The organism is Bacillus sp. MUM 13 (genome assembly GCF_001866725.1).
Classification (GTDB): domain Bacteria; phylum Bacillota; class Bacilli; order Bacillales; family DSM-1321; genus Peribacillus.
Window position 1 is genome coordinate 1 of sequence record NZ_MLYQ01000045.1, and the last position, 18,481, is coordinate 18,481.

At 41.2% G+C, this 18,481-nt stretch carries 24 protein-coding genes and 1 tRNA gene; 11 read left to right on the plus strand and 14 right to left on the minus strand.

Features of this window, described 5'->3' with window-relative positions; translation table 11 throughout:
• Positions 1-433: 433 nt before the first annotated feature.
• Both BIV59_RS13110 and BIV59_RS13115 read left to right on the plus strand, forming a co-directional pair.
• Positions 434-856, plus strand: coding sequence for a DUF1801 domain-containing protein (locus BIV59_RS13110; RefSeq protein ID WP_071351951.1), 423 nt, complete (start codon positions 434-436; stop codon positions 854-856).
• 433 nt (positions 857-1,289) lie between these two features.
• The gene (locus tag BIV59_RS13115; RefSeq protein WP_071351952.1) at positions 1,290-2,216 is read left to right on the plus strand and encodes an alpha/beta hydrolase family protein; all 927 of its coding nucleotides are present in this window, start codon (positions 1,290-1,292) and stop codon (positions 2,214-2,216) included.
• A gap of 380 nt (positions 2,217-2,596) precedes the next feature.
• On the opposite strand, the gene BIV59_RS13120 is transcribed toward BIV59_RS13115, so the two are convergent.
• Positions 2,597-2,669, minus strand: a tRNA-Val gene (locus BIV59_RS13120).
• A gap of 395 nt (positions 2,670-3,064) precedes the next feature.
• Here BIV59_RS13120 and BIV59_RS13130 point away from each other — a divergent pair.
• The 6 genes from BIV59_RS13130 (at position 3,065) to BIV59_RS13155 (ending at position 6,403) form a co-directional block, all read left to right on the plus strand.
• Positions 3,065-3,286, plus strand: a complete 222-nt coding sequence (locus BIV59_RS13130) for a WYL domain-containing protein (protein ID WP_071351954.1) — start codon at positions 3,065-3,067, stop codon at positions 3,284-3,286.
• Positions 3,287-3,474: 188 nt separating this feature from the next.
• Positions 3,475-4,197, plus strand: coding sequence for an alpha/beta hydrolase (locus BIV59_RS13135; RefSeq protein WP_071351955.1), 723 nt, complete (start codon positions 3,475-3,477; stop codon positions 4,195-4,197).
• Between the two features lie 210 nt (positions 4,198-4,407).
• Positions 4,408-4,917, plus strand: a complete 510-nt coding sequence (locus BIV59_RS13140; protein WP_071351956.1) for a YjcG family protein — start codon at positions 4,408-4,410, stop codon at positions 4,915-4,917.
• A 5-nt stretch (positions 4,918-4,922) separates the two neighbouring features.
• Positions 4,923-5,348: a GNAT family N-acetyltransferase gene (locus BIV59_RS13145; RefSeq protein ID WP_071351957.1), complete on the plus strand. Its 426-nt coding sequence runs from the start codon at positions 4,923-4,925 to the stop codon at positions 5,346-5,348.
• Between the two features lie 184 nt (positions 5,349-5,532).
• Complete coding sequence (locus BIV59_RS13150; protein WP_071351958.1) at positions 5,533-5,778, plus strand: hypothetical protein; 246 nt, start codon at positions 5,533-5,535, stop codon at positions 5,776-5,778.
• A gap of 127 nt (positions 5,779-5,905) precedes the next feature.
• Positions 5,906-6,403, plus strand: coding sequence for a spore coat protein (locus BIV59_RS13155; RefSeq protein WP_083392165.1), 498 nt, complete (start codon positions 5,906-5,908; stop codon positions 6,401-6,403).
• 52 nt (positions 6,404-6,455) lie between these two features.
• Here the strand turns inward: BIV59_RS13155 and BIV59_RS13160 are convergent, their stop codons facing one another.
• Positions 6,456-6,767 carry a hypothetical protein gene (locus BIV59_RS13160; RefSeq protein ID WP_071351959.1) on the minus strand — a complete coding sequence of 104 codons (312 nt, stop codon included), beginning with the start codon at positions 6,765-6,767 and terminating at the stop codon, positions 6,456-6,458.
• 155 nt (positions 6,768-6,922) lie between these two features.
• On the opposite strand from BIV59_RS13160, the gene BIV59_RS13165 reads away from it, so the two are divergent.
• Positions 6,923-9,217, plus strand: coding sequence for a UvrD-helicase domain-containing protein (locus BIV59_RS13165; protein WP_071351960.1), 2,295 nt, complete (start codon positions 6,923-6,925; stop codon positions 9,215-9,217).
• Positions 9,218-9,271: 54 nt separating this feature from the next.
• On the opposite strand, the gene spoVIF is transcribed toward BIV59_RS13165, so the two are convergent.
• On the minus strand, positions 9,272-9,526 hold the full coding sequence (gene spoVIF / locus BIV59_RS13170) for a sporulation-specific transcription regulator SpoVIF (protein WP_071351961.1): 255 nt from the start codon (positions 9,524-9,526) through the stop codon (positions 9,272-9,274).
• A 149-nt stretch (positions 9,527-9,675) separates the two neighbouring features.
• Here spoVIF and BIV59_RS13175 point away from each other — a divergent pair, with 149 nt between their 5' ends.
• On the plus strand, positions 9,676-10,110 hold the full coding sequence (locus tag BIV59_RS13175) for a hypothetical protein (protein ID WP_071351962.1): 435 nt from the start codon (positions 9,676-9,678) through the stop codon (positions 10,108-10,110).
• Between the two features lie 37 nt (positions 10,111-10,147).
• On the opposite strand, the gene BIV59_RS22840 is transcribed toward BIV59_RS13175, so the two are convergent.
• The 7 genes from BIV59_RS22840 to fabI all read right to left on the minus strand — a co-directional run bounded on the left by BIV59_RS22840 (position 10,148) and on the right by fabI (position 14,053).
• A complete protein-coding gene (locus BIV59_RS22840) occupies positions 10,148-10,285 on the minus strand; it encodes a YjcZ family sporulation protein (protein WP_083392166.1) in 138 nt (45 codons plus the stop codon).
• Positions 10,286-10,398: 113 nt separating this feature from the next.
• Complete coding sequence (gene spoVAE / locus BIV59_RS13180) at positions 10,399-10,755, minus strand: stage V sporulation protein AE (protein ID WP_071351963.1); 357 nt, start codon at positions 10,753-10,755, stop codon at positions 10,399-10,401.
• A 41-nt stretch (positions 10,756-10,796) separates the two neighbouring features.
• Positions 10,797-11,291, minus strand: coding sequence for a YhcN/YlaJ family sporulation lipoprotein (locus BIV59_RS13185; protein WP_071351964.1), 495 nt, complete (start codon positions 11,289-11,291; stop codon positions 10,797-10,799).
• A 321-nt stretch (positions 11,292-11,612) separates the two neighbouring features.
• A complete protein-coding gene (locus tag BIV59_RS13190; RefSeq protein ID WP_071351965.1) occupies positions 11,613-11,978 on the minus strand; it encodes a DUF1360 domain-containing protein in 366 nt (121 codons plus the stop codon).
• A gap of 34 nt (positions 11,979-12,012) precedes the next feature.
• Positions 12,013-12,663: a hypothetical protein gene (locus BIV59_RS13195; RefSeq protein WP_071351966.1), complete on the minus strand. Its 651-nt coding sequence runs from the start codon at positions 12,661-12,663 to the stop codon at positions 12,013-12,015.
• Positions 12,664-12,673: 10 nt separating this feature from the next.
• On the minus strand, positions 12,674-13,072 hold the full coding sequence (locus BIV59_RS13200; RefSeq protein WP_139194365.1) for a hypothetical protein: 399 nt from the start codon (positions 13,070-13,072) through the stop codon (positions 12,674-12,676).
• Between the two features lie 207 nt (positions 13,073-13,279).
• On the minus strand, positions 13,280-14,053 hold the full coding sequence (fabI, locus tag BIV59_RS13205) for an enoyl-ACP reductase FabI (RefSeq protein ID WP_071351968.1): 774 nt from the start codon (positions 14,051-14,053) through the stop codon (positions 13,280-13,282).
• A 251-nt stretch (positions 14,054-14,304) separates the two neighbouring features.
• Between fabI and prpE the strand changes: the two genes are divergently transcribed.
• Positions 14,305-15,048, plus strand: coding sequence for a bis(5'-nucleosyl)-tetraphosphatase PrpE (prpE, locus tag BIV59_RS13210; protein WP_071351969.1), 744 nt, complete (start codon positions 14,305-14,307; stop codon positions 15,046-15,048).
• A 153-nt stretch (positions 15,049-15,201) separates the two neighbouring features.
• Here prpE and BIV59_RS13215 read toward each other — a convergent pair whose 3' ends face one another.
• The 4 genes from BIV59_RS13215 to BIV59_RS13230 all read right to left on the minus strand — a co-directional run bounded on the left by BIV59_RS13215 (position 15,202) and on the right by BIV59_RS13230 (position 18,201).
• Positions 15,202-16,134 (minus strand): RluA family pseudouridine synthase, encoded by a 933-nt coding sequence (locus BIV59_RS13215; RefSeq protein WP_481747433.1) that lies wholly within the window; start codon positions 16,132-16,134, stop codon positions 15,202-15,204.
• A 6-nt stretch (positions 16,135-16,140) separates the two neighbouring features.
• Positions 16,141-16,935: an NAD kinase gene (locus BIV59_RS13220; protein WP_071351971.1), complete on the minus strand. Its 795-nt coding sequence runs from the start codon at positions 16,933-16,935 to the stop codon at positions 16,141-16,143.
• 30 nt (positions 16,936-16,965) lie between these two features.
• Positions 16,966-17,595 (minus strand): GTP diphosphokinase, encoded by a 630-nt coding sequence (yjbM, locus tag BIV59_RS13225; protein WP_071351972.1) that lies wholly within the window; start codon positions 17,593-17,595, stop codon positions 16,966-16,968.
• Positions 17,596-17,829: 234 nt separating this feature from the next.
• Complete coding sequence (locus BIV59_RS13230) at positions 17,830-18,201, minus strand: UPF0738 family protein (RefSeq protein WP_071351973.1); 372 nt, start codon at positions 18,199-18,201, stop codon at positions 17,830-17,832.
• Positions 18,202-18,481: the final 280 nt, after the last annotated feature.

Genomic DNA, 18,481 nt, shown 5'->3' on the forward strand with positions numbered 1-18,481 from the left:
ATACAAAGGAAGGTTAGATCTCATGCAAGAGATATGAAACGTATTAGGTGTGAATTATTTTGGCTCTTTTTTTAAAGAATCATTTTAATTAAAGAGTTCTGTGAGGCAATCATATTGTTAAATCAGGTTGATTGGAGCGTAAGGTGCGAGACTCCTGCGGGATTAGCGGGAAGGTGAGACCCCGCAAGCGTAGCTGAGGAGGCTCACCGCTCGCCCCGCGGAAAGCGAGCATCCTTAAGCGGAAATCAACCACTTGTTGAATAGCAACAAAGTTTACGAAAACAGCCAAAATAAAAGACAAATTCTACTCTTGGAAAGCGTTTAGAAAGCTAACTACATATTTTGCAAGGAAATTAGGCTTGTATTCTAAAATGTAACCATGATGACAATAATGTAATCAAATATTAATCTGAGAATAGGAGAAAACTCATATATGTCTGAACCGAAGATGAAAGAAAATGACAATAGTGTATTTGAATTTATTGAAAGTGTGGAAAATGAGAAGAAGAAGGCAGATGCCTATCAGTTATTAGAAATTTTTGAAGAAGTTACTGGTTATGACGCCAAAATGTGGGGCACTAGTATCATAGGCTTTGGCAGCTATCACTATAAGTATGCATCAGGACATGAAGGGGATGCGCCTTTAGTGGGTTTTTCACCAAGAAAGGCAAAAATTAGTCTTTATTTAGCCAATGAAAGTGAGGAAAGGGAAAAATTATTAAAAAGCTTTGGTAAACACACGAAGAGTAAGGCTTGTATTTATGTTAATAAATTAGCTGATATTGATACCAATGTTTTAAAGGATTTAATTAAATATACATTAGAAACATATCAGAATCTTTATCCCAATGAATAAAGTTATTGTCATTTGGTTCATATGTGCATTTTTAATCGTGGAGTGACAGGCACGGTAATCACGGACCAGTTACCGGTAATAACTGTGCCTATCACCTCCACCAATTACAAAACCAACCAAAATACGCCCTCTAAACTTCTAACTAATCGATTAATTAAGACTCAACAAAGAAAGACGATCACTTTAAAAGTAATCGCCAATTATAAAGGCCAGGGATACCTCCAACCGATTTTCCTCAGTCTCACACTTTATTCATGAAAAAAGCGTTAATCCTTTTGCCAATCCATGCAAGGAATAAATAATTAACTTTGAAAATACTAGTTGTGTTTATATGAGCAGAGAGCAACTACCAATTACTTAGCAGGATAAATATAAAATATTGACGAATTTAATAGGTTGTAAAAGAAAGATGTTATTTAATGGGGGAAAGTAAATGCCTGAAGAAAAAATTGTTATAGGTGCTGATACAAAGTATCCTCTTGATGGAATGTTAACCATTCCTCACGATGTGAGTGGACCAGTTCCTGCTGTTGTAATGGTTCACGGATCTGGTCCAAGTAATATGGATGGACAAGTTGGAAATAATCATCCTCTTAAAGACTTTGCCGAAGGTTTATCCGAAAAGGGAATTGCAGTATTACGTTATGATAAAAGAACTTTTATATATGGAAACGAGATGAAAACTGATAAAGGATTATCAGTTAAAGAAGAAACTATAGAGGACGCTATCCTTGCATCTAACTTGTTACGAAACGAACCACGCATTGATTCCGATAAAATATTTATTATGGGTCATAGTATGGGTGGGATGCTAGCTCCTCGAATCGACGCAGAAGGTGGAAATTTTGCTGGAATTATCATATTGGCCGGCTCACCTCGAACATTAGAAGAAATTATGATGGACCAAAATAACACTGTTTTAAACTCATTGAATAGATTTGTGAAATGGATCGCTAAGAAACAAATAGCAGCATTAGCATCCAAGTTCGAAAATATTTATAACCTAAGTGCTGAAGAGGCAAAAGATACCTTTGTTTTGGGAAAAAAGGTAAGAGCCTATTATTTTAAAGAGATGGGAGAACATCCTTCTAAGGATTACCTTAGAGATTTAAATAAACCTTTATTCATCCTGCAAGGTGATAAAGATGTCCAAACTTCGGTGGAAAAGGATTTCAATGGTTATAAAAACTTACTGGGTGATCATCCAAATGTTAGATTCAAACTTTATCCTAACTTGAACCATTTGTTTATGCCCTCCATTTATGGAGAAATATTAAAGGCACAAAAAGAGTATAAGGTTCCCCAGAAAGTAGATAAACAAGTTATTAATGATATTTCCAACTGGATACTTACAATTTAGGGAATTTTTTTCAGTATTTTCTGCAATGAGGGTTACAAAAATCTTTAAATGTTCTAATAAACCCAGGCCAATGCTTAAACAGCTTTATAAGATTATTTGAGAGTAGTTAATAGACTACTCATTTTTTGTTGTATATTATGAGTCTACTGCGATGTAAAAAACTTCACTTCTTCCCTATTCAACTCTCGATCTTCAGTTCATAAACTCCCTATCCTCTTTAAAGTCTTGAATAGCAAATTTCAACAACATAAAAAAGACCACTTCCCTCTCAATTTTCTAAGAAGGTTAGTGGCCTTAATCGTAAGAAAAGGGTTTAACAACGACCGCTTTCTTACCACATTTGCAAAATCCTTATAAAACCCTTGATACAACTCGTTTGATGACCTGTGACGGGATCGAACCGCCGACCCCAACCCTGTCAAGGTTGTGCTCTCCCAGCTGAGCTAACAGATCGTTTTATTAAAGTACATTTCTTATTATAGTTTTTACTGGGAAAAAGTCAATCCCTTTTTCTGAAAAAGTTTTAAGCTTTATTTATTTTTTTGTCTCTTTTGTTAAAAATTGTTGTTTCTTAATAAGTTCTCGAGGCAAATCCATTGTTAAAGCAGGTTGATTGGACCGAATATTCGAAGACTCCTGCGGGATCAGAATGACAGATGTGACCCCGCAGACGCAAGTCGAGGAGGCACAGCGCACGCCCCGCGGAAAGTGAAGCATCCTGGAGCGGAAATCAGCCACTTGTTCCAAAGCAGCAAAGTTTGCGAAACAGCCATTATTGCATTTCCCAGATGTTACATTTGCATAAAGAACACTTGTTCTCATATAATAAATAAAAAGGGGGAACAATGATGAACAGCACTTTATTGAGAAGCTTGAAAGAAGACAGCTTACTAGAAATCATTTATTTATCAGAAAAGGGCCAGGTTTCACAGCGCAGGATTCAGGTGCTGGATTTAACGGAAGAATATGTTCGGGCCTATTGTTTCCTAAGGAAAACGAACAGAACATTTAAAATCAGCAATATCTTATCTTGCCGGATCTCCTCACAGCGCTACAAATATTCCGGTTAATATATGTGTAAAAAAACCATGCCATTTTTCCAAACACACCCTCTTCCCTGCGCCATTCTACTCATTAAATATCCTCAGCACTAATAAAATTCAGTACTCAATCGTCAAGCAGGAAAAATCCTTCATCATTATGATAAAATGGTGGGGTAAGCCCTTACAGCCATTTTTTAGAAAGCAGGGTGCAAGTGATGGAAATACCTAAAGGCACAATAAAAGAAGAAATGTTTTTAAGCAAGGAATTAGGGGAAGAGTTAGAATTACTTATCTATTATCCCGCGAATTTTTCTCCATTATATAAATATTCCCTTGTCATCGCTCAGGATGGCCGGGATTATTTCCAAATGGGAAGAATCGGCAGGATGGCCGATGAGCTCCTTTATAAGGGAGAAATCGAAAATATCATTATCATCGGGATACCATACCGCAATGTTCATGACCGGAGAAGCAAATACCATCCCGAAGGCGAACAAAATGCGGCTTATATCCGTTTTCTGGCCCATGAGCTTGTTCCATTTTTAGACGAAAAGCTTCCAGGCTACGGAGTCGGAATGGGCAGGGCCCTTATCGGGGATTCGCTCGGAGCCACCGTTTCACTGATGGCTGCACTGAAATATCCGCATACATTTGGAAAAGCGATGCTTCACTCCCCTCTTGTAAATGATGCGGTTTTGGAAGCTGTTGCAAGCTTCACTGATCCGCATCTGCTTGAGCTGTATCATGCTGCAGGAATCGGTGAAACCGAGGTACCGACAACAGATGGAAAAATCCAGAATTTCATTGAACCTAACCGTAAACTGAGCAAAGTGTTTAAAGAGCGGGGCTTTTCGTATCGCTACGAGGAATTTGACGGAGGGCATACCTGGAAATACTGGCAGGCAGACCTTAAGAGGGCCCTCAAAGAATTATTTTAAGGGGGAAATGTTTTAAAGAATCGTCCCCCTGTTTTCCGAAAATTTTGTTATAATATCTAACAAATACATGTTCCTTTGCGTTCAGATACATACCATATCCCCATTTTTGCGCAAAGGGCCATTGAACTTCCATGCGGGTCACCGGGCTGTCAAGCCCTGGCGTTCTTGCATGCCGCAAAACAAATACATGTCGATCCAGGAGGTATTTTTATGAATTACGGTGTGGCCATTTTCCCTTCAAAAAAGCTTCAGGATAAAGCGAATTCTTACCGGAAGCGCTATGATTCCCACTATGCCTTAATTCCTCCGCACGTCACGCTTAAGGGTGCATTTGAGGCAACAGATTCAGAGATCAAGCCAATTGCATTAAAGTTAAAAGAAATCGCTAAGAAATATCAGCCATTTTCTTTAAAGGTGCTAAAAGCCAGCACGTTCCAGCCGGTTTCAAACACGATTTACTTTAAAGTGGAAAATTCCGCTGAACTTGAAGGCCTGCATAATGAATTGAATACCTTCTCTCCTGAAACATCCGAATATGCTTTCGTGCCGCACATCACAATCGGCCAAAAGCTGTCAGACGATGAACATTCAGATGTATTCGGCCAGCTGAGCATGCTCGATTTGTCCCATGAAGAGGAAATCGACCGGTTCCATTTGCTTTATCAGCTGGATGATGGAGCCTGGACTGTATATGAAACATTCCGGTTAGGAGATGAATAAAGAAAGTGATTGTTAAACAAGCAGATTCACAAGCTGAAATGAAAGATGCCTATTCAGTCCGGACCAAAGTGTTTATACACGAGCAGAATGTTCCGGCTGAAGAAGAAATCGACCAGTATGAAGAAGAAGCAAAGCATTTTGTTTTATATGATGATCATGGTTCCCCTATTGGTGCTGGTCGTTTCCGTCTTGTAGACGGTATGGGCAAGGTTGAACGGATCTGTGTTTTATCCGATGTCCGAAGCAAAGGCGCAGGCACCATGCTCATGACGGCAATCCATGATGAAGCAAAGAAGCAAAGCATTCATGAATTGAAGCTTAATGCCCAGAACCATGCCATCCCTTTTTATGAAAAGCTCGGATATCAGGTCGTATCAGAAGAATTTCTCGATGCCGGCATACCGCATCACACCATGAAAATGAAGATATAAGGTAATCCCGGCACACTGCCTGTCGCAAATGCAGTGTGCCGGGATTTTTTTGTTCCTTTTGCCTCTCCTATTTTCCGCGAAATCCTCCCCTGACTTAAAAATTTCAGAAAATCCACTCATATCTAATGCCAAATCCCAAACCGGGTCATAGTCTATTTATAAGTAACTGTAAGGAGGGATTTAGATGAATGAAAAGGACTTTAATGTCGCAGATTCGCAAAAAGCACTGATGGAATTACTGGTTTCGCGTACACTTCGAAAACACGGAGTCCAAAAGGGCAAGCATGACCTTTCAGAGAAAGAAAAAGCAAATTTAAAGGAAACTGTTAAGTATCTCCAGGAACAATCAAACAAGCTGATGCAAAGCGAAAACAGCATTACAGAAAAAGACGTGAACCCGCGCACGAATATTTATGAAGGAGATAAATAGGTGCTGCATGAAAATTTTTCAGATTAAATGTAAAAATAGACGAAGTAATCAAGGGTATCCGTCCAAACATAGTGAAACGCACAGCATACAGTAATAGGGAAGTAAGATAAAAGGAGGATAATCAAATATGAATCAAGATGTTTATAGAAGCAAAGGCAATAGCGGCAGCGGCAGCAGCAACTGCCATGAAAGAAAGTGGTCCGCTCTGGATGACCGCAACTCACACCCAATGGCAGCGTTTTGCGATTCCGATAATGATGTTGAGCAAGAAGCCGTTCAAAACAGCACACAGCTTCAGCTTTCTGAGGAATTAGTTTATATCAAAGATTCTTGTGATGTAAATGTAACTTCTACAGATGTTAAGGCTGCACTATCTCTTCAAGCAGCATTGCAGGCAGCCATCGTGGTGGTAATCAGCATCTCCATCGCAGACAGCAGCAGAGCAGAACAAATTACTCAGGAATTGCTTCAATCTTCTAAAATCAGCCAAATCACTCGCCAAAAAACAATCATTGAAAACTCCAGAAATGTTGAAGTTACAACTACTGATGCTCAAGTGGCCGTTAACATCCAGCTGCTTCTTCAGTTATTGCTCGCTTTAATCGTAGAATTGGATATTCTGTAAAACTCCCATCAAAAAGGACACATATGTGTCCTTTTGATGTTTATTCAGGATTTCACACCGTCTGATTTACAAACCAGCCTTTGCCGGTCAGCTCTGTCGCTGCTTGTTCGATTATTTCCCTTGGAACGCTGCTCTTGTAATGGGCAAAATGCGGCAGCTGCAGATTTTTGGGTTCGCGGCTGATTTGGGAAGCTGATTTTTCAGCACTTCCTTCTATCTCTTTTTGAAGCTCTCCATAAAAGTTAATCGGCCTGACAGGGGCAACACCGCTTACTGCTCTTATCGGCTGCTCTTCCTCTGCTGCAGCAGTGCGGCTGGCATATTGGATATATTCGAATTGAGTAATCGGCATTATGTATCCCATCTGTTTCTACCTCTTTTCTTCATATGTTTTCGCATTTTTTTTATTTACATACCACTTAAATTAATACGATAAACATGGTCTTCGTGCTCTTTTTGTTTCTATCATGTTCTGTTATGATTATCAGTAGTATTCCATATGTGATTAGAGGTTTTTCTATGAAATTAGCAACTTTACACAATACTTTAATTGATTTGAATCGCATCTCCCCTGATCGGCTCCAGCCGCTTTATGAAAAGAGCAAAAATGGCGAGATTTTTTGCAGACAATGCGGAAATCCAGTGCGGCTTTATATAGGAATTAATGAAACTCCCCACTTTTACCACCAGTCCAAAGCCCACAACTGTGATGCTGCAGAAACGGAAAGAGAAACAGCAGCTGCCGATGAAACTGGCAGCCTCAAGGAAGAGTCAGCTGAAGACGGATTCAGGCTGCCAAAATCAAGGGCGATTGCAGAAACCAAGACAGAATACCTTCCATACTGGAAAAGCGAGATTGTCAAAGGAAGCCCGGCCTATCGCTCCAAGCCGCCAGTTTCCTCCGATATAAATGATGACTTCTTTAAGCAGCTTAACGAACAGGAAATTGTCCTGGACAAGCAGCAGACTGACGCAGCCACTGCAACCGAAGGCCCCTTGCTTGTGCTTTCAGGTGCCGGAAGCGGCAAAACCAGGGTGCTGACAGTCCGGACTGCCTATATGCTTACAGTTAAAAAAATCGATCCGAGGAGCATCATGCTTGTCACCTTTACTGCCAAGGCGGCCAATGAAATGAAGCACCGGCTTTTAACGTATCCCAATATCAACTCAGGGGTGCTTTCACAGCTCGTAAGCGGCACTTTCCACAGTATTTTTTATAAAATCCTGATTTTTCATGAACCCCATAAATGGCAGCGTGAGCGTTTAATCAAGTGGGACTGGGAAAAAGAGAAAATCCTGAAAATGGCTGCACGGGAGATGTCCCTTGATGAAAAAGAGTTTTCCTTTGAAAATGCCATCGCGCAAATTGGCTTATGGAAAAACTCCCTCATCTTCCCTGATGGCACCCAGCCCCGGGATGACTGGGAAAAATCCTGCGCCGCTTTATATCAGCATTATGAAGAATATAAGGAAAATAACGGCCGATATGATTTTGATGATATGCTCGCCGGGTGTTATTCATTCTTAAAGGATAACCCGGAAATTCTCGAAAAATATCAGCAAAGATTCAAGTACTTCCTTCTGGATGAGTTTCAGGATATTAATACAGTTCAATACGAACTCATCAAGCTCCTTTCAAAACAGACAAAAAATATTTGTGCTGTAGGAGATGATGATCAGGCCATCTATTCTTTCCGCGGCAGCAACCCGTCATTCATCCTGAATTTTGAAAAAGACTATCCTGGTTCAAAAGTGGTGAAGCTCACGGAGAATTACCGTTCTTCACACGAAATTGTGTCAGCAGCCAACCGGATTATTAAACGCAATCACAACCGCATGAGCAAAACCATGAGCGCTCAGCACAATGACGGCACTCCTGCTGTGATGTTTTATCCTTATGATGAAGAAATTGAAGCAACGATGATTGTGACGGACATACAGGAGAAAATTCAAAACGGGGCAAGTCCCGGGGATTTTGCGATTCTCTACCGGACCCATTCTATGTCGAGGGCCATATTTGAGCGGCTCGCTTCATCGACGCTTCCTTTTGTGATTGAAAGGGATGCAGAGAGCTTTTACGAACGGAGACTTATTAGAGGTATGCTTGCTTTTATGCGCCTCAGCCTCTCACCGCATGATCCGAAGCCTGCAGGTGAAGTCCTTTCTTCCCTTTTCCTGAAGCAAAGCGTCCTTCAGGAAATGAAGGCTCAGACCATTTTGCAGGATTGCGATTTTATTGATAGCTTTTCTTTTGTAAAAACTGGACATGCTTTTCAGGAAAAAAAGCTTAAAGCCCTGCCCAAAAAAATCCGTTCACTGAAAAACGTCTCTCCGCTTGTTGCATTAGAAATCATTGAAAAGGATTTGGGCTTTAAGGATTTTGTAAAAAAGCGCGGCAATGATGGAAGTGCTGAAAAGGCCTCCGATGATATCCGGGATTTACGGGTAGCCGCCAAACGCTTTGAAACGGTGGCCGAATTTATTGAACATGCAAATCATATGACTGCGATGATTAAAGAAGTGAAAAACCTTTCGAAGCATTTTACAGACAGCATCCAATTAACAACCATCCACCGGTCCAAGGGACTTGAATATAAAACGGTTTATATTCTGGCGGCAGTAGACGGAAGCCTCCCCCATGACTTTTCTCTTGAGGAATACAGAAATGGAAATGAAAGCTCGCTTGAAGAAGAACGCCGCCTGCTTTATGTGGCAGCAACCCGGGCACAGGAACAGCTGTACATTTCCGTACCAAAAACAAGACGCGGAAAAACGGCCTATCCTTCAAGGTTTTTAAAGGCACTGAAAAAATAGAAACAGGCGGGGATTTTTCCCCGCCTGTTTCATTTGGTTCACGTGTTTAAGGTATTACTTTTTATTCAGCATATTGGCAAGTGTGCCAAAGTCTAATTTGTTTCCGTCTTTTACAATGCTTTCGACAATTTTATCCTCTGTTTCCTGATTTACCGGCTTTTTCGCAATTTGAGAAACCCTTTTGATAACGCTCCGCACTGTCGCTTCATCTTTAAAGTTAGCTCCCTGAAGAGAATTTGCCAGTTCAAAAACATCCTTCATATTTACACCGGTTTTGCCTTCAATGTTTTTAAAAAAGTTATTTTCCATTCTCTAAGCCCTCCTTCTCTGTAAAATATCCTATGCTCCCGGGGAGAAATGGTTCATAGGAGTTTTTACAGCAGGAGGAAACAGGTTTAGCAAACTGGGCACATCTGCATATGATATGTAAAAGTAATATATAGGCAGGAGGAAATGCTGTGTTTTTTTTCCGCAGGCCAAAACAAATTGAACGCAGGGTTGGAGTGCTGAAGGAAGTATCAAGAACAGAAGCAGTTGTGGAAACTGAAACTGAAAGAATTTCCTTCCCGCTTGCTTTTGTAACAAAGATTGAAGCTAAACAGAATGAAGTGAACATTCATTTGAACGATAACGCGCGGAACGTACTGAAAATAAAACCAATTACAAAAGATAGATCCGCAGTAAAGAATAGAAATCATAAAGCTGTATGGATAAATCCCTTGCTTTTCCCGCCAGATAAACCAAAGCGGGTACCAACGGGTGAAAATACGGAAGTATGCACCTTTAGAAGAGGACTTTGTCTGAGCCTTATCTGCCGCTGCAGGGAAAATGGCCGAACACCGGAGAACTTGCTGAGAAAGCATATGTGCAAGAACATTCATTTATTATTTTAACGGAATAGGCGCCGCCTATTCCGTTAAAATAAAAAGCTCAGCATAGTGCAGCGCCCACAATGATCAGGAGAATAAATAATACAACGATCAAAGCAAATCCAGAGCCATATCCGCCTCCGTATCCTGCTCCATAACCATAGCCTGGTCCGTATCCTCCCCATCCATATCCATACATTCCGCTTCACCTCACTTTGGGTTCTCCCTTCTAACATATGACAGGAAACCCAAGGTGTATAGGCAAACTCCATAGATATATAGCCTATTTCAAAAAAGATACACTCAGGGCACTCAGCCCTTAGGTTTAAAAATCAGTGCCCCGATGAATCCGAATATGATGGCTGCTGAAATACCTGAGCTCGTTACTTCGAACATGCCTGTTAACACGCCGATAAGCCCATGCCGCGCTGATTCCTGCATCGCGCCATGCACTAAAGAATTACCGAATGAGGTAATGGGTATCGTCGCCCCGGCTCCTGCAAAATCAATGAGGGGCTCATAAAGGCCAAAGCCATCCAATATTGCACCTGCAACAACTAGTGTACTAAGCGTGTGAGCTGGAGTAAGCTTGGCAACATCGAACAGAAGCTGTCCGATAACGCAAATGATCCCTCCTACAACAAATGCCCAAAAAAACATAGGCAGCATAGCAGATTCCTCCTTTTTTTAACAGCATATTTGCCGATCGTTTAGGTTAACTCTTTCTTTAATTCAACGATTTCCCGGAATTTCTTTTTGGCTTTTTTCTCTGGAACATCTTCTTTTTGCAGCATTTCATTTAATCGCACAGATTCAAGGAAGATCTTATAATCACTCGACACGATGAATTGATGATCAGGAAATTTCTTCTTGAGTTGTCCTGTTACCTGTTTTTCAATACTTTTCATCTGGAATCTGTGAAGATGCTTCACCTTGTAAGCGACGATAATGGTTTTTCCATGCTTGACCGTCACTACGTCATAAACGTATTTATGGCCGGCTACTTCTTTTTTCACTTTTTTCGCAGTATCATCATTTTCATTAGAAGTTTTGATGATATCCATTGGAGCAGGATCGATTTTCTTAACAAGTGACAAATCATCCTTATTCTGGCCATCATCTGAACAGCCTGCAAGAATAATAAAAAGAATCAATACAGGCAAAGAAAACCACTTGCCTATTCCTTTTTCTATGAAGGTTAACATTTTTTCACTTCCCCGTATTTTGGTTATACCTCTATTTTCTTTTATGTAAAGGAAATTTATGAATGGTAGGATAAGGAAATAGAAGGAATCCGTTTGTTCTCTTCTAATTTTCCGCAAAAAAATAAACCTTATCCATTAAGATAAGGTCCCATCCCTTTTATTATTTTCCTTTATTGCAGCCGCAGCCTTTCTTAACAGCTACCGTCGGGCTTTTTTTAATAGGTCTTTGCACAATATTTATGGGCTGTTGTTTTCTGATCATCACAAAGCCTCCTTTTAATTATATAGTTAGTATATGAAAGGGAAAAAGCTTTGTCCCGTTCAATCGCCCATTATCTTAGTAATTACCACTTCAAACACTGATCCGATGGCTGCTATGGAAAGGATAAGGATCACGGCGTCCCCGGCTGGATTTTTAAGAAGGTATAGCCCATACAGAAATATGCTGACCCAAATTCCCGTACACCAAAAACAGCTTAGCAGTTCTCCAATCCATCGTTTTATTCCTTTATCTTTTGGTAGCAGGTAAATCTCGGTGACGCCTTCTTCGTTTTCCTTCTCTATTTCATTAAAAAATGGTCTCCGGAAAAATTCAGTGATCTTATCATAAACAATCAGCCTTGTTAACCGGAAGGAAGCCAAACCGAGCAAAATGATGGCAGCAGGATGGATGGTTTCAAGGTTCATTAGCTTCACCGCTTTCAGGAGAGTTTTATCATGCTTAAAAAATGGTGAAGTCTCGAATATCCTGGAGCCTGACAACATGAACCGAGCTGCCGACTTTAATTTTCACATCACCGTCCTGCCTGCCGATTATCTGAAACCGGATTTTACTTCCATGAATGACGGCTTCACAGTAAGGCTTTTGCGATTCTTTGGGAGTTTTCAATATTCGTGATATCTGTTCTTTCATCTTCTTCAATTCCTTGGGATCCATTCTCTCTTCCTGATATACCGGCAATGCTTCTGCTGGCTGTTCTTTTTCTTCTTCTTCGCCGCTCATCAGCCTCTTAATCATATTAGATTCTTTTTCGAGGATTGCATTAATTTCTTTGATCGCCTCGGCATTTCCTGCGGGCTTGGGATCTTTTACCGTTTTAATCGCTTCTATCTCATTCTGGATTTCCTTCATGGCGTCATACACGCCAAATTCCACCTTCACCTGTTCAAGTTTTCTTTCTTCATCTTCTTTTTTCCGGCTTACTTCATCCTCTTCCAGGACCTTTTTCTCTTCCTTCTTTGGATGTTCCTTTTCTTTAATTTTAGAGCGGTACTCTTGCTGCATATTTGGGTTTGGCCCCTCTGTAATATTTGGCTGGATGATATAAAATAGCGGTTTAGTCGATGCTCCTTCTTTCTTGTTTTCTGTCATATTCCGCCTCCTAATATTTCAGTATGCTGATGTTTTCAAGCAGGCTCTCTGGATATTCTGTCATTTTCCTGCCGAATTGGTGCCTGATAAACAATATAGAATCATTCCTTTTTTCCAGGCGTCCAATTACTGCTTTGCCATTGAAGGTAAATCGGCACACCGGCTTTGGGGCAAAGGCCGGCAATTTGGCAAGCTTTTCAAGCAGAATTTCCTGAGAAAGGGCATTTTTAATATTTACTCTTGGGATGCTGCATTTTTGCTTATCTGATTTTTTTATGACCTCATTAACCGAACGGACTCCGTCAATTAAGAAAAAGTGCTTCTTTACAGTATGAATAGCCGCTCCCCCCTTTTTATAAAATCGGACTAATGTACATTCATTTTGGGTAACCAGACAGATTACTATCACCGGTCTCTTCATAATTGGACCATTTTCCGGTCTATGTACAATATATTTTTCTTTTTTACATTTATGTATGGTATTGCAAGCTTCCAGGCTGAAGATATGATATTGGTGATTTTAAAGGGAGCATATAGGAATTAAATGAAGGTAAAAAGGTGCATGGCCATAAAAAAAAAACGCCTCAGATGAGACGCTTCTTTGCAGACATTATCATTAGCCCATTACATGATAGCCTGAATCCACATGTATATTTTCACCAGTAATGCCTCTTGAAAGGCCGCTGAATAAGAAAAGGGCTGTGTCTCCTACTTCTTCAGGAGTTGTTGTGCGGCGAAGTGGAGCTTCTTCTTCAATTTTCCGCAGAATGGAGTTAAAGTCACTGACACCTTTCGCTGATAGAGTCCGGATTGGACCTGCAGAAATAGCATTCACGCGGATGCCATGTTTGCCTAAATCGTTTGCCAGATATTTTACACTTGCTTCAAGTGACGCCTTGGCCACTCCCATGATATTATAATTCGGCAGGACACGCTCGCCGCCAAGATAGCTCATCGTTACGATTGATCCGCCTTCAGACATCAGGCCTTGCGCTGCTTTTGCAACTGCTGTCAGTGAATATGAACTGATATTATGCGCAAGCAGAAAGCCTTCTCTGTTTGTATTCATATAATCGCCGTTCAGCTCTTCTTTATTGGCAAAAGCGACACAGTGGGCAATCCCGTGAATCACTCCTGCTTTTTCCTTGATTTCTTTAAAGCATTGTTCAATGGATCGATCTTCTGACACATCGCATTGAAGAATCAGGGAAGATGCTCCATCAAGAGTTGCCGCAAGCTCACGCACACTTTTTTCCGTGCGTTCCCGTCCATATGTAAATATCAATTTTGCGCCAGCTTCATGAAGAGAACGTGCAACTCCCCATGCGATACTGCGTTTATTTGCAACACCCATCACTACAAATGTTTTACCTTCTAAAGAAAGAGTCATAGCCTCATGTCCTCCAATTTATTACGAGTCATTAGTACCTAGTACTTAATTCAAGTATAACAAAAAACAGCGCAAAGAAACACCTTTGGGGGGTTTTTTATTCTGCCGAACCAATAAGGGTAAAACAGGCTGCGGGATGAAATTCACCTCTATGGCCTATACTAGATGGTGAGAAACATAGCCTGTTTTTATTAATGCAGGTGGTGGTACTATAGATGTATCGAGTGAATGAAGCATTAGGGGGAGTTTTTATGAAAATAGATATTATCGGAGACATCCATGGCTGTTTTGATGAATTTGAGTCACTAACAAAAAAGCTGGGTTATGACTGGTCAAAAGGTTACCCTGTTCATCCGGATGGCAGGATTCTCGGATTTGTTGGAGATTTGACCGATCGCGGACCACATTCACTGAAGGTCATTGAAGTTGTTTATGAATTGGTTCTTATACATAAGCTTGCTTTGTATTCGCCCGGAAATCATTGCAATAAGCTTTATCGTTTCTTTTTGGGAAACAAGGTGCAGATTACATATGGCCTCGAAACCACTGTAGCAGAATATGAAGACCTTCCCGCAAGGAGCCAAAAGAAAATCAGAAAGAAATTCATAGATCTTTATGAGCAGTCACCACTATATCAGATTGCTGACAGCAATTCTCTGATTATTGCACATGCTGGCATAAAAGAAGATTATATCGGCAAGACATCAGATAAGGTAAAAACCTTTGTCCTTTATGGAGACATCTCAGGCGAAAAGCATCCTGACGGCTCACCGGTAAGGCGTGACTGGGCGAAGAGCTATAAAGGAAAGCCCTTAATTGTCTATGGCCATACCCCGGTTAAAGAGGTGCGGCATATCCACAACACCTTTAATATTGATACAGGCTGCGTTTTCGGCGGAAAATTAACTGCCCTGCGCTATCCTGAGCTCGAAACCGTATCTGTGCCATCTTCCATGCCTTTTCTTCCTGAAAAATTCCGCAGTACCTTTGATTAAGACAAGCCTGCTGTATGCTGAACATAATTAAACAAAAAACCTCCCGGCAAGACTATCCCAGGAGGTTTTTTGCATGTGCTCTATTAAACATGTATGTTGATTAGAAGTTTTACGGCATCATACTAAAATTACCAGCATTTTTTTCAGACATATTCATAGCCTTTTAATTGAGGCAAGCAGTTTTTTCATATCTTCCGGCAGCGGTTCTGAAAATGTCAGTTCCTTCTTCAGGAATGGATGATAGAAAGTCAGCTGGCTGCAATGAAGTGCCTGTCGCAAAATGGCCTGCCGGCTGCCACCATATAAATCGTCCCCTGCAAGAGGATGTCCAAGATGGGAGAGATGCACCCTGATTTGATGGGTGCGGCCGGTTAAGAGTCTGAGCTTCACGTGGCAATAGCCTTCATAATAGCCCATAACCTTGTAGAGTGTGCAGGCATATTGCCCGTCCTCCCTCACTTCTCTCTCAATGATGCTGTCAGGATTTCTTCCTATAGGGGCCTCTATTCGGCCCGACTCACAGGAAATGGACCCTTCTGCAACGGCATCATAACTGCGTTTTACACCACCGGCTTTTTGCTGTTCACTAAATAAGTGATGGACATGCCGATGTTTTGCAATAAGCAAAAGGCCTGATGTATCCCTATCGAGCCTTGTGACAACATGGACGGTAGATAACAGCCCTTTTTCCTGATAATATCCAGCAAGTGCATTTGCCAGGCTGCCATCTGGATGTTCACGTGAAGGGATTGTATTCATGTAAGGAGGTTTAACAAGAACCATGACATAATCATCTTCATATTTAATGGAAAGCGGCAGTCTCTCAGCCTTTAATCCCACACTCCCGGCTTCAGGAGGAAAATGCACTTCCACCTGGTCACCCTCATGCAGTGAATATCGTACAGTTGCTTCAAAGCCATTCACCAGGATCCTCCCGCCGCCAAATTTAATGGCGGTGAGAGCCCTTTTTGAAATATCCCGGCCTGATAAAAATTCGCGAAGCAACTTTCCTGACTGCTCTTTTTCCACCTTCCAGCTTAAGGTGAAATGCTGTTTGCTGCTGTTGTTTGACATGAAGTTTGCCATAGCTCCTTAGTTTGCAATGAATGAATCGTGTACTCTCTTCCAAAAAGGAAAGGGACGAAACCGTGCAAAACGTATTTTTTCATCTGCTACGCGATATTGAATGGACTTTACATCCTGATGAAGCAGGGAAAGATGATCAACAGTGATCTGGAAATTCGCATTCTTTACCGGGCGCAGCATACAGGTATGGTGCGCAGGGAGCAATAAAGGAGATCCGATTGTCCTGAATACCCGGTTATTAATTGAGGCCATTTCTGCAAATTGAATGGCATCAAAGGATGGATGGATAATAGCGCCGCCCAAAGCTTTATTATAAGCTGTGCTTCCTGTTGGTGTTGAAAGGCATAAACCATCACCGCGGAAGGTTTCAAAATGCTGGCCCCGGATTTCCACATCCATGACAAGTGTACCTTCCACACATTTGACAGTGGATTCATTCAGCGCAAGGAACCTTGATTCACGGCCTCCATGCTGGTACCGGATTATCACTTCCAAAAGAGGATATTCAACAACCTGGAATGGAGTTTTAGCCACTGCAATGACAAGCTTTTCAATCTCGTCCGGCGTCCAGTCTGCATAAAATCCAAGATGGCCTGTATGGACACCGACAAAGGCCGTCTTATCAAGCCGGTTTTTATATCGGTGAAAAGCATACAGCAATGTCCCATCGCCTCCGACTGAGATGACAATATCCGGCTGGTCTTCATCATATTCAAGATTGAAATCCTGCAAATAGGTCCGCATTTTACTCATTAATGTATTAGATTTTGTATCCCCTTTAGAGGTTATGGCAAATTTCATGATAATCCTCCCTTCCCTTCTGTGCATTCTTCAGAATTCCTGGCCATCCTTTTTCCTTGAAAACAGCCTTTGTGCTTCTTGTATTTCCAGCCTGATTTCGGACATCTCTTCATCCAGCAGGAATGCTGCTTCAGATGCTCTTTTCAGCCGGATTTGAATATCCTCAGGAAAATCTCCGCGATATTTATAATTTAACGAGTGTTCAATCGTCGCCCAAAAATTCATGGCGAGTGTCCTTATCTGGATTTCAACAAGGATCTTTTTTTCCCCGTGTATCGTCTGGACCGGATAACAGATGACAACATGATAAGATCTGTATCCGCTTGCCTTTTTATTCGATATGTAATCTCTCTCTTCGATGATTTCAAAGTCATTCCTGGCCCTGAGCAGCCCGACCACCTGTGATATATCCTCAACAAATTGGCACATCATACGAAGGCCTGCAATATCCTGCATTTCCTCAGATAGCTTATCAAGCGGTATATTCTTTTGGATCGCCTTGTCGAGAATGCTGACAATCGGCTTTACTCTGCCTGTGACAAATTCAATTGGCGAATGAACATGGCTTCGTTCAAACTCCGCTCTCATTCCTTTTAATTTAACCTTTAATTCATCTACTGCTTTTTTATATGGAGCTAAAAAATCTTCCCATTGTTCCATAAGCCGCCACCGCCTATCCCTGCAAGCCGGGCAGGATGGCAGGCTCAGCAGCAGTCCGGGAATAAAACCCTGACTATCGTCAAACCTGCTTCTCGCTGCTTTTGCCGGCTGCCGTAATATTTACCTGTATAAAATGTAACTTCCCCTATGCCTCTGATTGTTATGAAACCATTTAGGCATTTAGGGCAGTCATATCAGTGTTAAGCTCTGCAACTATATGACATTCACTGCCTGTTAAATCGCAAACGTTTTTTCTACCTTATCAGAGAATTCTTCTCCATAGTTGCTGTTTCCTTTAATATTATCTACTAAGTATTCCAGTTCTTCATATATACCCTTTAATTCGAGGGTATTATCACCTGCTTTGACAACAGCAGGCATTTTTTTCTCCCATGCGGATTTAAGCGGGGCCCAAACTCCCTCATGCAAAGAAATGTATGTATATCCTTCATCAGTTTCAGTTAAGTAAATAAATGCAAAATGATCGGAATCAACCAGCATTTGTTCTTTTGGATGCAAGGAAGTTAAGTTAGCGGTTTCATCCGCAAACAGCATCAATGTGCCATCAGATATTTTTGCATCTTGTATCATAATCGTTTGTCTCATCATTCATCCTCCCCAGTTAACGTATATATTTTATCACAACCCATACACGAATCCTAAAAATCAAGATTGCTTCTTCAAAAAAAAATAGGGATAATATAAAAAGCGCAAGCGCCTGTTCAGCTTGCGAAGCAAATAGGGTTTTGTCCTCCGAAGGCGTTCTTTGCCTTCTGAGGTAAAAACATCTTTTGCACAGCAAGCTAGGCGCTGGAGCTGGATTATATAAAAAAGCGGAAGCGCCTGAATAGAAGAACAAAGACTAAGAACGCCGCGTCCTGCGGCA